Source organism: Nostoc sp. CENA543, from assembly GCF_002896875.1.
Lineage (GTDB): Bacteria > Cyanobacteriota > Cyanobacteriia > Cyanobacteriales > Nostocaceae > Trichormus.
Genome location: NZ_CP023278.1, coordinates 784,039 through 797,656 on the forward strand (window position 1 = coordinate 784,039; position 13,618 = coordinate 797,656).

Sequence of the window (13,618 nt, forward strand, 5' to 3'; positions counted from 1 at the left end):
TATTGACTGCTAAAACTCTGAATCAGTCTGTTTGACTGGGATTTATTGTTCCTCATTAGACAATTCAACAAGCCTAATAAGTAACTGCAATTATGACACACTACTCTATTGAATGGATTGAAGCTTGGTGCGAAGAAAATGGCTGGACAGAACTATTTGTAGAACGACGGAATCATTACTGGGCGTTTCCTCCAGGCTGTGTCATGCCTGAACCAATTCCTAACCATGTCCTCAGAAGTATTAAATCTGAAAAAGGGCTGACATTGGAAGAAAAGATTTGGTCATTATCAGCAGTGGTTAGTACAGTTTTAGCCGTTGTTTCCACCTTCGTCCTGAGATGTCCTATGCCATTAGTTTTTGCTTTTGCTGTCAATGCAGTTACAGTGGCACAACTTGAACCAGAGGATGTTTAAGTTATTTAATGTGAAATCTGGTTGTGACTCCTCTATACTGCCCTTGGCATCGCTTCCGTCCAAGGGCAGTTTTTGATTTAATGTTTGCAGTTTCTTAACCATTCATCTGTCATTTGGGGAAATTTTAAGTGGACGACTGATAGATGAGAATATTTTGGTTGTTGAAATAGCAGAGGATATTTTTTTCGGTTTTGGTGATGTGTGCGTAACATCCACAAAATGATAGAATCTTGACTGAAAAATGATAGTTTAAAATCTTCACGATTACCATTCCAAAGTTCTTCTTGCAGCCAAGAACGACGCAAAGTCCGCCGCAGTAGTCGCCCCATAACTAACCAAAAGGAGTAATCGAGAAATAAAATCGTGTCGGCTTGACTCCAAATGATATCACGAACTTGACTATAGTTACCATCTACAACCCAGCGATCGCCACTCAAAGCTTGTGTAACTCGCTCTCGAAACACTTCATCCGCCGCCACAGTCCAATTCTTTTCCCAATGCAGTGCGTCTAATTCGATGTGAATAACTTGCAATTGTTGAGCGATTTTTCGCGCTAAAGTTGTTTTTCCTGATCCTGTAGTCCCGACAATCGCAATTTTTTGACCACAATGCTGAGAACTTTTTTGCATAGGTGATTTACGATGTAGCTTTATATATAGTAATCCGAATTTATAATTGACATTACTTACATAGGTAAGAAATAGGAAACAGAGATTTATTTTTTATTTTTACCTCTAATTAAATTAGACTTAAACTCATAACCTCAAGATCATCTCGTTTATAGTGAGGGAAACTGAGATGAAATGGGTTTCAAAGTTATTGCTAACTGTGGCTAGTTTAACTTTAGGATTAGCTAGCGTAGATGTAAAACCAACTACGGCGGCGATTGTTAATTATGCTTTTACAGTTGATAGTCCTACAAAAAAAGGTAATGGACTATTTAGCTTTGATGATGCAACTTTTACTGATGGCATAGCAAAGGTGCAGTCTCTAACTTTTAAGTTTGATGATGAATCCAATATTTACACTGAGCAAGATGATTTTGACTACCCAGAATATCCTATCGTTTTTATCAACAATTTTTCTACGGGTAAAACATCTTTTGCACTAGACTATGCTTTTGGTATTCAAAATAATCCTGCAAGTTCTATCGCCTATGAAATTGTTGGCGAAGATTTTACAATTTATTCCCTAGACCCCAGTAATACTGAGTTCATATCTGGTACTGTTACCTATGCAAAAGTGCCTGAACCTACTATATTAGGAGGGATTTTATTGGTTGGTACTGTTGCATTGATGAAGCAAAAGAAAATCAAGGTTAGCTAAAATAGCGAAACTTGATTTGTTGATTTATTCCTAGTGGATAGCATTTATAAGCAACAAAGTTAAAGTTGGATATCACGATTGTGACATCCAACTGCATATCTAGATGTTTACTGGCAGTGGAAACTTAAATTAGTGGCTCATCAAGAATAATTAAATCATCAAGGAAAATTATTTGATAGCCTGCATTTGCTGAAATGGGTATAGAAAAATGCTGTCTTGTCTGCTTTGAATCATATTAAGTTCGTCAGTCATCGCTTCTATTAAGTAAGGGGTGACTTTTTTATGATTAATTAAAGATGGTGCGGCACTTAGTAAACACTCTAGAAACCAAGTAATTAATTCTGAACGCTTGTATTCATCTTTGATTCTGCTATCCAAGCTAATAGGTATATATTCCTGAATGCTATCAGAAAAGCCTGCTTGCAATGCTAAATTGCAAAGTTTTGCCCCAACATCTGGATCACCATTTAAGTATTTTTGTTGACGATTAAATATTTCCCAGTAAGTCTGAAGACCTAAACAAGTAGGGTATACATATAAACCAGAATTAAAAGCTTCTGTACAGTACAATCTACTGCCTGATATCATGACTCTTTTTAATTCTTTTAGAACTGCAAGTGGACGATCTGCGTGTTCTAAAACAAAGCAAATTAATGCCCCATCAAATGATTCGTCAGGGAAAGGAATTTCTCCACCATGACTAACATGAAGTGATACTTGTCCAGCATCAATGTAAGGCTTAAGTAATTCGCTAGCGCGATTAATCTGCTCTCTAGAAATATCAACACCAGTTATTTTTAAATGTGGCCAGCGATTTAATAATTGTTGTATTTGCGCTCCTACACCACAACCTACTTCAATAATGTGATGACAATGAGAAAAATCAATGTTTTTATATAGATAGGGTGCGATAATATTGCTTTGTCTAATCAGGCGGTCTTGCTCATCCGCAGTATAGCCATGAATATATTGATTATTGTTGTAGTTTTTAGATAAGAGAGCAGTGCTAGACATAAATTTAAGGTGTATCAGTTTAGATGATATGTTGACTGCTTTGTTAGTGAACAGTCACGATGGATTTGATTAATATTCAGCCTCAGCACTAAGCTTTATGCAAAAAGATTCAGCAAAATGAAATTTGGTAATTCTTCGCGGACATGATTGCAGAGATAGCGATCGCAAATGACCATGCAAACCTTTCTATCTCAATACCATAACCGATATTAAAGGACATATGGCTTTTATGTTTGATTAAATAACCTCGTGCAGCCACTCCCATTGACTGTTGACTGCATAAGCAGGGAACGGTTAAGAAAAATCCCATTCCCAATGCCCATTGACTAATGACTAATGACTAATGACTAATGACTAATAACTAATGACTCTCACCCCAAACCTAATTGCTTTTTCAAGGCTTGACGCATCACATCTACTGGTATATCGTCTCGCTGTAACCAGATTTTTAATGCAGCCACTCCTTGCTGGACTAGCATTTCTAAGCCATCAATGATAGTTGCACCTTGTTGTTGTGCATATTGGAGAAATTTTGTGGGCTGGGGAATATAAATCAAATCATAGGCGATCGCATCTGTTGGTAAGTTCGCCATTTCGTCTATACTCACAGGGGAATCATCAACTTTGGGATACATCCCTATCGGGGTAGTGTTTACCAATAAGCCAGCTTGAGGAATTAGTTGTGTAAGCTTATCCCAACTATGGACTTGTAAATTCTCCGCGATGGGTGAATTTGCCCAACTTTGTTGAAATTCTTGCAATTTATCGAAATTGCGCCCCACCACATGAATTTGAGCAAAACCTAGCTGATGACAACCTGCAACCACCGCCCTAGCTGCACCGCCATTTCCTAAAATCACAGCAATTTTCTGACTCCAATCCTGTTGATAGGTGGTTTGCAGAGGGTCAATAAATCCGATAATATCAGTATTTGTCCCTAACCATTTGTTATCTTTGCGGCTGACGGTATTAACTGCACCTATAGCTTGAGCTAGGGGTGTAATTTCTGCCATTAACGGCATAATTGCCTGTTTATGAGGAATAGTCACACTAAAACCCACAGTCCCCACCGCCGCCAAACCTGCGATCGCCACCTCCAAATCCTGCGGGTCGATAGGTAGCGGTAGATACGCATAGTCTAAACCCAAATGAGCGATCGCTGCATTGTGCATCACAGGTGAAAGAGAATGTCCCACCGGATACCCAATTACTCCTAGTAACTTAGTTTTGCCTGTAATCATGGTTGTTAGTCAATGGTCAATAGTCAATAGTCAATAGTCAATAGTCAATAGTCAACGGTCAATAGTCATTAGTCATTAGTCAACAGTCATTAGTCATTAGTCATTACTTCTACCTTGTCTCCCAGTCCCCAATCCCCAATCCCCAGTCCTCAAAATATCACAGCTGTGCAAAGATAACTCCCCACTTCTCCCCTACTTACTGTGATTTGCTGTAATACTATATTCGGCGCGTTTACTGTTAGGGAGTCTCTTATGGCGAAACATTTGGGTAAAAAAATTGCACCTATACCGATGTCAGCAGATATCAGTGTAGTAGATTTGATTGATAATTACTTCACTGCTTACAACTCGGCGCGGTTGCGGGAAGCTTGTCAATTATTGGCGCAGGATATTTTAAAAGATGGTGTTACTGTGGGTGTGAGTCTTTCCGGTGCTATGACACCAGCTGGTTTTGGTGTGTCTGCATTAGCACCCCTGATTCGTAATGGTTTTATTGATTGGATGATTAGCACTGGTGCAAACCTTTACCATGATATGCACTATGGTTTGGGGTTTGAGTTGTTCGCAGGTAGCCCGTTTTTAGATGATGTGAAACTGCGCGATGAAGGAACAATCAGAATTTATGACATCATCTTTGGGTATGATGTCTTACTAGAAACCGACGCATTTATCCGTAAAATCCTGCAAGCTGAACCTTTCCAAAAGCGGATGGGAACGGCTGAGTTTCATTACTTGCTGGGTAAGTATGTGCGAGAAGTCGAAAAGCAATTAGGTGTGCAGCATTCTTGTTTGTTAGCTACAGCTTATGAATGCGGTGTGCCTATATATACCTCTTCACCTGGGGATAGTTCCATTGGGATGAACGTGGCGGCTTTAGCGTTGGAGGGTTCCCAGTTGGTATTAGACCCAGCAATTGACGTAAACGAAACAGCTGCGATCGCCTACAATGCCAGAGAAGGAGAAGGTAGCAGCGCAGCCGTCATTCTCGGTGGTGGTAGTCCGAAAAACTTCTTACTGCAAACCCAACCGCAGATTCACGAAGTTTTAGGTTTAGAAGAAAGGGGACATGATTTCTTTGTCCAGTTCACCGATGCTCGTCCTGATACCGGTGGCTTATCTGGTGCGACACCTTCCGAGGCAGTAAGTTGGGGTAAGATTGACCCAGAAGAATTACCCAGCACCATAGTTTGTTACACCGATAGCACCATCGCCATCCCCCTAGTGACATCCTATATTCTCAACCAATGCCCACCCCGTCCCCTCAAGCGGTTGTATGATCAACGTCCAGCCTTACTAGACAAACTCCGCACCGATTATTTAGCCGCCAAAGACCAACCAAAAGAAAAAGTCGCCACTGACTCAGAAGTAGCAACTTATCCCTGTGGGACACCGATTCGGAAGTAGTTAGGGCAGGCAGGGGGGCAGGGTGCAGGGGAGACAAGGTAGACAAGGTAGACAAGGAGTTTTAGATTTACTCCAATGTCCTATACCCAATCCCCAATCCCCTATGCCCAATTCCCCATGCCCTATGCCCTAATTCCGAATATGAGCCGCCCAATAGACTGTCTGACCGCCTGTAGGTACGCTGTAGCCGCGAATGCGGAGTTTCCATGTACCTGGGGTAAGACTGCCTGCTACTTTGGCGCGCTCAAATACACTTAAGGCGGAAAAACCTCTGGCTTTTTCTACGCCGGATGGGTCAATTAAGTGGACATCAATGTCGTTATGTGCTTGTGCTGCTGATTCTGGCCACCATAAGGCCGCATCAAAATCTCGCTTATTAGAACTAACACTAATAGGAATATCGATAGTCGTACCATTGTTGACTACGACTTTACCCCAATGCGCCCAGCCATTGGTCGCCATTTTTAACAACCCTGCACCAACAGTATTATTGTAGGGATAAGATTTCTGCCCATAGAGAATCATGAAGGCGTAGGTTTGACCATTATCGTATGTGCCGAATTGTCGCAACCAGTTATGGGCTAACATAGCGGCCGCAGAAGCGTAGGGAGTTGCACCACTGGTTCCGCTAAATACTTGCAATGCGGAGGTGGAAGCATTACTGGCGGTTTCGCTATAGGTGGGTGCTTGGATATCTGGTTTGAAACGTCCATCGGTTGCAGGGCCGCGGCCTTGTCCGTTGTATTGGCTTTGGTCAGTGGTCATCACACCACCAACACCGATGACTTTGTGGGCGATCGCAGGTGAACGAACTGTTCTATCATTAGGGCCATAGTTACCGTTAGCTGAGACGAAAATCACACCAGCATTGTAAGCGTTATCTGCGGCTGTGGCGATCGCGCCGGTTTCTGTCTCGTCGGCTTGTAATTCTCCTACCAATACTTTATCAAAGGCGGCGATTCCCGCTTGAATTGACCGAATCGCCGCCGCCGAATCTAGACCCCCATTGGTATAAATCTTCCAACTGTCTAATCTCACTCCCGTCACACCGCGATAATCATTACCTAGACGACCATTACCGCTAATAATGGCGGCGGAACTTGTGCCATGATTCCAGTCATTATCATCGGTGTTGTAACCAGGGTTAGCACTATTGTTACAATTTGCCCCACCGTTAACGCAATCTCTCAACCATGCCAAGTTACTGGGAGAATTAAATAAAACGTGTGTATTTCTTACCCCAGTATCTAAAAGACCAATCCAAGGTTGAGTTAATCCTAAATTAAAATAGGGGTCAGAAACAATAATCGCTCTGCCATCATCAACGTCATTATTAGTAATAGCATCTGGTGGTTTTTCTCCCCCTTGGACTGGTTGAATATAAGCCACAGCATCCAGTTGTGCTATTTCTTTAACTGCTCTGAATTGTGTTTTACCAGCAACAGCATTGACAATCCAAAAATGTTCTGTTGGTTTAAAGTAGCTCGATATTTTATATCGTTCTAGCAATGCCAATTGTGATTTGACTCTTTGAGCTTGCAATTGTGCGATCGCGGCTTGTCGGCGTTGGGATTTTTCCCGTTCTACTGATGTTTCTAGTTCCGGTAATAGGGGAATTTGGGTGTCTTCTTGAAAAGTAATAATCACCTCAACGCTGTCTTCGGGGTTACTTTTCAGGAGTAAGTTTTCTAGAGTAGGGCTAATTTTTGACTTGCGAATATCGGGAATTGGTTCTGATTGTTTATCGAGAGGAAACTTGACTTGGTAAATATTTTCCCTCGAAAGATTGCCACGTTTAAAATCTGTAGATAAGCCAGTTTTGGGAATGAAAACTGAATTGATAGTATTAGTTTGGTCTACAGGTACTTGATAGGGATTATAAGGTTCACCACTAACTTGAGCATAAACCATCAATGGTGACATTAACACCAAAGATAAGCTGAATGAAAATAAAAGAAGCTTAGTTCTTGTTCGCATATTCACCCTCTAAAAACGTGCATGATTTACAGTCCAATTCATCAGAAAATCTGTAGAATGACTGAATTTCTCGGTATACGTTTTTATATATAGGGTTGGGTGAGAAGAATTATGCAAGTGATGCAGGTTGCTTGATATTTCTTTACATATGGAAGCTACCTATCATCGCCGGCGATCGCGTTCTAAATCAAAAATCACTTTCTCTAAATACCAGTTATCTGACTTTCCTGGATTTTTGCGACGCTGTTGAGCTAACAAGCGTTTAGCGGCTGCGGTATCTCCTTTCAGTAAAATTAGCAAATCTCTTTGAAGATATCGATTTTTTGGGTCGTTACGATATGTGTGAGAAACTCTACCCCGTGGCTTGTTGATTTGCAAGTTGCGCCATTGAGATCGGAATTGTTCAGAATTTTGCAGAATGGCGATAATTGCCACAATTATCACGATGGTAAGTAATATATTCATCACAATGCGCTGGTAGATGTCTTTTTCCACCATGCGTTAGTGTTTCGCTTTCAAGCATCGTTAATCACCACACGCTATTTTGAAGAGTTTGTAAAGCTCGTTTTTCCCCTTACGGGGAAGAGGTGGTGTTTAACTTCAGTATCTAGTGGTAAGCTTAGAAACTCAAGAAGATATTCAAGTATCTACACTCTCTCGTTGTATTAAAGCTTTGGGTGGAAAATTAAAGATAGTGGCTCATTTCTCCAATGAAGAGATAACCTTAACTGAGTTCGATTAATTGCCAATTATATAAAATAGGGGAATGTAGCCGCTAAGTTTACATTTGGTGTGGACTTTGCGATCGCCTCTATATTATTCTATCCTCACGATGATGTTCAAATACAATCCATTAGACTGCTTACCGTCATCGGCAGAATTACCAGATTCAGACGATACACCAGTGGATAACGAACTGCAAATATTAATTCCCAATTTGTTGTTAGCCATCTTAGCGGCAATCTGGCAAAGCCGTGATGATTGGTTTTTCGGGATCAATATGGGTATCTATCATACGCCAAATCAAGGTGCGATCGTTCCAGATGGATTTTTGAGTCTGGGTGTAGAACGTTTCGTGGGTGAAAATGGACGTTCTAGTTATGTTTTGTGGGAAGAAGACGGTATTCCGCCAATTTTAGCTTTAGAAGTAGTTTCGCAAACTTACAACGGTGAGTATGAACAGAAAAAAATCGATTATGCCGAATTAGGTATTTTGTATTATGTTATTTACGCACCGACGCGGCTACGGCGTAAGCGTCAACGTTTAGAAGTTTATCGCCTAGTGGAAGGTCAGTATATTTTACTGTCAGGTGATCAAATCTGGATGCCTGAAATTGGCTTAGGTATTGGACGCGAACGGGGAACTTATCAAGGTATGACACGGGAATGGCTGTTTTGGTATGATGAACAGGGGCAAAGATATCTCACACCAGAAGAAGCCAACTTTCAACAACAGCAACAATTAGAACAAACTCAGCAACAACTCCAAGAACTTTTAACTAAATTACAACAAAAAGGAATTGACCCCAACACACTTTAACAGTTATCAGTCAAATAGTTGGGTGTTCACAAAAGTCATCATTTTAGCGTCCTTCTTCGCGCCTTTGCGCCTCTGCGCGCAACACATCACTCAACCTTCAAAGCACGGCGCGCCAACTTAGCGTAAGTCTTCACCGTTTCATAAGGCATTTGCAAATCATTCGCTACCACTTGCAAAGACTCGCCCATTTCCCGGCGTGCTAAGATAGTAGCCCACTTTGATGCTACCTCAGAAGCGCGATCGCCCCCTGTCCTTTTGCGTTGAGATGTAAATATCTCTGTTAACTCTGCAATTCTACTCGCCAACAAACTTTCCACCTCTGGGACTTCTGCAACCACTTGTGATGACCAACCCAAGCGGGTTTGACCCAAGCCAAATGTTGTTTTATGACCAGTTCCGCAATAGGGTGCTAACTTACCCAAAGCATAAAACAACCGAGAAAATTCTGTGTTCTGTGTGGCTTGTTTCGCTAAACTAAATTCTACTGATCCTGTAAAACCTGTTACCGCACCCTTTTTCCCCGCCAGTATTTTCATTGAAGCAATTTGGTGACGAGTAATCAACACAGACTCATCTATCCAATCTAAAAACGAGTCTTGGTCTACTGGAATACCAGAAAAATCATTCCAACGGCGCAGGTAACTGTGGAAAACATTCATTGGTAAAGGTAAGGGTAAATGATGACCCTTGCGACGAAAGCTAGTAGGACTGATAAATCTTAAACTCAGATTTTCTCCATGTTCAGCATCTAGCAATTGCGCGTAAGTTGTAGGTGGATGAACCACATTGCACCCCAGAATTTGTAAAGGTGCGTTTCGCAAACTCACCTCAGTAGGGAGATTTTTCACCCACTGCGCCAACCACTGCACTACTCTATTAGATAACGCCGTCACATACCAACGATAGGTTTGATTCGCCAAAATTTTTAACTGCTTACCACTACTCACCAATTCCCCATCCAACGCAGAGATAGTAAAAGGCTTCTCTGACTCGCCGTCATGGAGATAAGCCGAAAGTTCTGGGTTAGTCGAACGTACTTGGTCAAGAAACCAAGCGTGTAGTCCAATGGTGTACTGCGGATATAAAGAAACATCTACTTTTGTGGCTAACTCAAATTCCAAACCCACTATTTCCGTCTCTAGAGGCCAGTCAGAGTTAGAACTGGGGGGATTGATTTTGTTCTTGGGACGACGCACCATTATGCAGTAAGTTAATAGAGTAAGTGGTAAGTTGAAAGTTACATCAGTTATCAGCTATCAGTTATCAGGTGGGTAACGTAGACCCAAGGATTTAACTGTTCACTGTTCCAGCTAGCTTTATCAAGCAACTAGCCCAGCCCAATTATACAAAATTAATACATCTCCGTAATTTTTCTGTTGTATCGGCAGAAATGGTCATAATTATTCATCAAAGATAAAGTACATTTACTAATTTACAATGAAAAAATAATGTAGCTTTGAATAAACTGATTGATAGCCCTGTGCGTAAAGGTTAAGCTAATAACAACAAAATTCACAATCTCAAGGGTCTTGAGTAATTGCATGACCGCTAACACTTTACTCAGTAATCTACTAGATCAAAAGATTATTAGATTAAGTTCTCAAGAAATCAATCTACCAATTTTACAGGATAAGATTTACAGTTTCTTTATGGAAGTCGTCAATCTCTATCCGCCAGAAAATGTTTTGCATGAATTTAAAAGGTTATTTGTTGGTTGTTTGCTAGTAGATAATTTAAATCACGTTCCTATTATTAAAAAACTCTTATTGCTGACTGATGAACAAGAATTTCACAATACAATTAAACGCTGTTGTTACATTTTAATTAATAATTGGGCAACTAAAAGAAAATACCAATATGTTCGCGAACTAATTGATTTATTTTCGCAATTACCTGAGAGTAGTGACAATATTTCTAAAAATACTCTGTTATATAGACAAAGGTTAAATAATTTTGTCGGAAGTCAAGATTATCAAGAACTCAAAATATTTAACTATAAAAATGAGTATAACAACCAAGGTCATTGGAGCGATCGCTATGCTGCTTACTTATTAGTTGCTCAATCTTTGGACACTAGTAAGCCCAAAGAGCAACAAGAAGCAGCAATCAAAATTTACAGACAGATGAAAGACAAATACAAGTTTGATTTAGCTATGTATATTGCTCGTTCACAGTCTGAAGCATCTAGCAGCACACGCTATACTAATCCTAGTATTTTGGGCGATAATGTTTTATACCTCATTAAAAAAATTGTTGCTAAAAAGGGTAAGTTTAGTCATGATAATTTAGCTAATATATTCCTTAAGCAAACTGACAATCAAACCCTGCTTAACTTTAAAATCAGTTTACAGAAATATCTATTTCTATCAGTTGGCAGTCAAGAATTAGTAGTGGTTTTAAGGAAATCATTAAGGGAAAAACTAGATGTTTGGAAAACTGAGATAGATGCAGAAATAATTAACAAAAACTTATTACTGCGAATCTGCAACAAATTAATTGATTATTTGACTATAGAAAATAGACATGAACCGTCAGAATTATTTAATCTATTAGTCTCTCAAGGTCATCCACTAACTTTAGTCATTATCCTGTTAAAGATTATTCTAATCTCTCCATATTCTCGGAGTCATTTAGAAACTCGCATCGCGGCTTTAATCAATTATTATCAGCATCAATCCGAAGAGGAATGTAAATGGATTATTTATTTTATTGAAGTGTTTAATATCACCTTTGCTATTTATGCGGAAAATGTGGATTATAATCTGCTAAAAATGACAGCAGAGGAGTTGGATAATCAGGGTGGCAATAATATAAATAGCTATCGTGTCTTTTCGCAAATCAAGCAATAGAAGCTGACTGAGATAAACCTATTAAATTAACGTGATTCTAATTGGGAGACTCGCGTCTCTAATTTAGTCACTTGTTGCTTTAACTCAACTACTAAAGTAGCTAAATTATCAAACATTTTCTCTCGTTCTGACTGGGATAAATTTCTTCTAGAACCAGGAGGTACTGTAATTGTCGTCCTTGGAGATGCAGCAGGACGACCTTGATTTAATCTTGACTCTATTTGACTTAACCGTGACTCCACACGATTTAAATCTGCTTGCAAATTATTTATCCGAGATTCAACTTGCTGTGATATGGCTGGGTTTGATAGTAATCCCAGCCAGATAATTACCACCAATAATACAGCGAGTAACAATCTGCGAAACATCTTATTAACTCCTGAAAATCATTATTAAACAGGACATCATGCTATTAGCATAACGCAGCATTTAATTATTAATTGAAGGTTTGTAATGATAACTAAAATTCTCAAATAAGGACTAAAGTCCTGACTACAAACGGAATCTTCCTGTTACCTTTTAAATTAAATATTGTGAAGATATCGGTATAATTATAATTCACGCACATCTACTGAGGTACAGATGGATAATACTACTGCTCATAGTTTATTTGTTTGCACAACTTGTGCTAGCGTTTGGCAAGATGGAAAACGCATAGGTGAAAGCGGTGGTCAAAAACTTCTGCATCAGTTACAGGAATTAGCACAAGATTGGGAATTACGGGAAGAATTTCCTATCCAAGCAGTGGAATGTATGAGTGCTTGTAACCGTTCCTGCGTCGTCGCTTTTGCGGCTGAAGGTAAAATGACCTATTTATTCGGAGACTTAGCAGTTGATGATAGTATATCTGCTGTCTTGGAATGTGCTACTAAATACTATAAAAAACCAGATGGGTTGTTACCTTGGTCGGAACGGCCAGAACCATTAAAAAAAGGAATATTAGCCAAAATTCCGTCTTTATCCTTGAAATAGTAGGTAGAGAGAAGACTTGAAACGGGTTTTAATTCTAGGTGGAACTGGAGATGCGGCGGAGTTAACTGCTAAAATTGCCACTATCCCAGGGGTAGAAGCGATCGCATCTTTAGCCGGTCGCACTCGTGAACCATCACTCCCCGATGGAAACGTGCGGATTGGCGGCTTTGGCGGTGCGGCGGGATTAGCCGATTATTTACGTCAGATGCAAATTGATCTACTCATTGATGCTACCCATCCCTTCGCCAATCAGATTTCCTGGAATGCAGCGACAGCAGCAAATCAAGTCAATATACCCAGATTAATGTTAACTCGCCCGGCTTGGGAAAAAGTAGCAGGCGATCGCTGGCTAGAAGTAGATAATCATCAAGCTGCGGCTCAAATTTTGGCAAAACAAGCCAAAAGAGTCTTTTTAACAGTCGGGAGACAAGAATTAGCAGCCTTTGCTCATTTACAGCATATTTGGTTTTTGATGCGAATGATTGACCCCCCCAGCAATGGGACTTTCATCCCACCAGGGGAAATATTATGCGATCGCGGCCCCTTTACATTAGAAGACGAGCGAAAAATTCTCACTCAATACAAAATTGACACCATAGTCAGCAAGAATAGTGGAGGTAACGCCACCTACCCCAAAATCATCGCCGCCAGAGAACAAGGAATACCAGTTGTCATAGTCAACCGTCCCCCCATCCCACCAGGAGAACAAGTAGCCAAAGTTGAAGACGCAATCACATGGCTACTACAGAAAATCGAGACTAAGTGCTGAGTGCTGAGTAATGAGTAATGAGTAATGAGTAATGACTAATGACTAATGAGTAATGACTAATGAGTAATGAGTAATGAGTAATGACTAATGAGTAATGACTAATGAGTAATGAC

The 13,618-nt window shown here is 40.2% G+C and carries 16 protein-coding genes; 8 read left to right on the plus strand and 8 right to left on the minus strand.

The window, feature by feature from the left end; translation table 11 throughout:
• The first annotated feature begins 92 nt into the window (after positions 1 to 92).
• Positions 93 to 413, plus strand: coding sequence for a hypothetical protein (locus CLI64_RS03340; RefSeq protein WP_103135896.1), 321 nt, complete (start codon positions 93 to 95; stop codon positions 411 to 413).
• Between the two features lie 77 nt (positions 414 to 490).
• Here CLI64_RS03340 and CLI64_RS03345 read toward each other — a convergent pair whose 3' ends face one another.
• Positions 491 to 1,042: an ATP-binding cassette domain-containing protein gene (locus tag CLI64_RS03345; RefSeq protein WP_103135897.1), complete on the minus strand. Its 552-nt coding sequence runs from the start codon at positions 1,040 to 1,042 to the stop codon at positions 491 to 493.
• A gap of 169 nt (positions 1,043 to 1,211) precedes the next feature.
• Between CLI64_RS03345 and CLI64_RS03350 the strand changes: the two genes are divergently transcribed.
• Complete coding sequence (locus CLI64_RS03350) at positions 1,212 to 1,739, plus strand: PEP-CTERM sorting domain-containing protein (protein WP_103135898.1); 528 nt, start codon at positions 1,212 to 1,214, stop codon at positions 1,737 to 1,739.
• Positions 1,740 to 1,907: 168 nt separating this feature from the next.
• On the opposite strand, the gene CLI64_RS03355 is transcribed toward CLI64_RS03350, so the two are convergent.
• The 3 genes from CLI64_RS03355 to CLI64_RS03360 all read right to left on the minus strand — a co-directional run bounded on the left by CLI64_RS03355 (position 1,908) and on the right by CLI64_RS03360 (position 3,994).
• Complete coding sequence (locus CLI64_RS03355) at positions 1,908 to 2,753, minus strand: class I SAM-dependent methyltransferase (RefSeq protein ID WP_103135899.1); 846 nt, start codon at positions 2,751 to 2,753, stop codon at positions 1,908 to 1,910.
• Between the two features lie 109 nt (positions 2,754 to 2,862).
• Positions 2,863 to 3,063: a hypothetical protein gene (locus CLI64_RS30620; protein WP_157943184.1), complete on the minus strand. Its 201-nt coding sequence runs from the start codon at positions 3,061 to 3,063 to the stop codon at positions 2,863 to 2,865.
• Between the two features lie 61 nt (positions 3,064 to 3,124).
• Positions 3,125 to 3,994, minus strand: a complete 870-nt coding sequence (locus CLI64_RS03360; RefSeq protein ID WP_103135900.1) for a shikimate dehydrogenase — start codon at positions 3,992 to 3,994, stop codon at positions 3,125 to 3,127.
• Positions 3,995 to 4,246: 252 nt separating this feature from the next.
• Between CLI64_RS03360 and speY the strand changes: the two genes are divergently transcribed.
• Positions 4,247 to 5,398, plus strand: coding sequence for a deoxyhypusine synthase (speY, locus tag CLI64_RS03365; RefSeq protein WP_103135901.1), 1,152 nt, complete (start codon positions 4,247 to 4,249; stop codon positions 5,396 to 5,398).
• Positions 5,399 to 5,527: 129 nt separating this feature from the next.
• On the opposite strand, the gene CLI64_RS03370 is transcribed toward speY, so the two are convergent.
• Together CLI64_RS03370 and CLI64_RS31450 are read right to left on the minus strand one after the other, a co-directional pair.
• Complete coding sequence (locus tag CLI64_RS03370; RefSeq protein WP_103135902.1) at positions 5,528 to 7,375, minus strand: S8 family serine peptidase; 1,848 nt, start codon at positions 7,373 to 7,375, stop codon at positions 5,528 to 5,530.
• A 162-nt stretch (positions 7,376 to 7,537) separates the two neighbouring features.
• Positions 7,538 to 7,873 (minus strand): hypothetical protein, encoded by a 336-nt coding sequence (locus CLI64_RS31450; RefSeq protein WP_225977500.1) that lies wholly within the window; start codon positions 7,871 to 7,873, stop codon positions 7,538 to 7,540.
• Between the two features lie 112 nt (positions 7,874 to 7,985).
• On the opposite strand from CLI64_RS31450, the gene CLI64_RS31865 reads away from it, so the two are divergent.
• Together CLI64_RS31865 and CLI64_RS03385 are read left to right on the plus strand one after the other, a co-directional pair.
• A complete protein-coding gene (locus CLI64_RS31865; RefSeq protein WP_264082488.1) occupies positions 7,986 to 8,117 on the plus strand; it encodes a hypothetical protein in 132 nt (43 codons plus the stop codon).
• Positions 8,118 to 8,210: 93 nt separating this feature from the next.
• Positions 8,211 to 8,915: a Uma2 family endonuclease gene (locus tag CLI64_RS03385; RefSeq protein WP_103135903.1), complete on the plus strand. Its 705-nt coding sequence runs from the start codon at positions 8,211 to 8,213 to the stop codon at positions 8,913 to 8,915.
• An 86-nt stretch (positions 8,916 to 9,001) separates the two neighbouring features.
• Here the strand turns inward: CLI64_RS03385 and cas6 are convergent, their stop codons facing one another.
• A complete protein-coding gene (cas6, locus tag CLI64_RS03390; RefSeq protein WP_103135904.1) occupies positions 9,002 to 10,114 on the minus strand; it encodes a CRISPR-associated endoribonuclease Cas6 in 1,113 nt (370 codons plus the stop codon).
• A gap of 342 nt (positions 10,115 to 10,456) precedes the next feature.
• Between cas6 and CLI64_RS03395 the strand changes: the two genes are divergently transcribed.
• Positions 10,457 to 11,764, plus strand: a complete 1,308-nt coding sequence (locus CLI64_RS03395) for a hypothetical protein (RefSeq protein WP_103135905.1) — start codon at positions 10,457 to 10,459, stop codon at positions 11,762 to 11,764.
• A 26-nt stretch (positions 11,765 to 11,790) separates the two neighbouring features.
• Here the strand turns inward: CLI64_RS03395 and CLI64_RS03400 are convergent, their stop codons facing one another.
• The gene (locus tag CLI64_RS03400; RefSeq protein ID WP_103135906.1) at positions 11,791 to 12,132 is read right to left on the minus strand and encodes a hypothetical protein; all 342 of its coding nucleotides are present in this window, start codon (positions 12,130 to 12,132) and stop codon (positions 11,791 to 11,793) included.
• Positions 12,133 to 12,346: 214 nt separating this feature from the next.
• On the opposite strand from CLI64_RS03400, the gene CLI64_RS03405 reads away from it, so the two are divergent.
• A complete protein-coding gene (locus CLI64_RS03405; RefSeq protein WP_103135907.1) occupies positions 12,347 to 12,736 on the plus strand; it encodes a DUF1636 domain-containing protein in 390 nt (129 codons plus the stop codon).
• A 16-nt stretch (positions 12,737 to 12,752) separates the two neighbouring features.
• Positions 12,753 to 13,505 (plus strand): cobalt-precorrin-6A reductase, encoded by a 753-nt coding sequence (locus CLI64_RS03410; RefSeq protein WP_103135908.1) that lies wholly within the window; start codon positions 12,753 to 12,755, stop codon positions 13,503 to 13,505.
• Positions 13,506 to 13,618 lie beyond the last annotated feature (113 nt).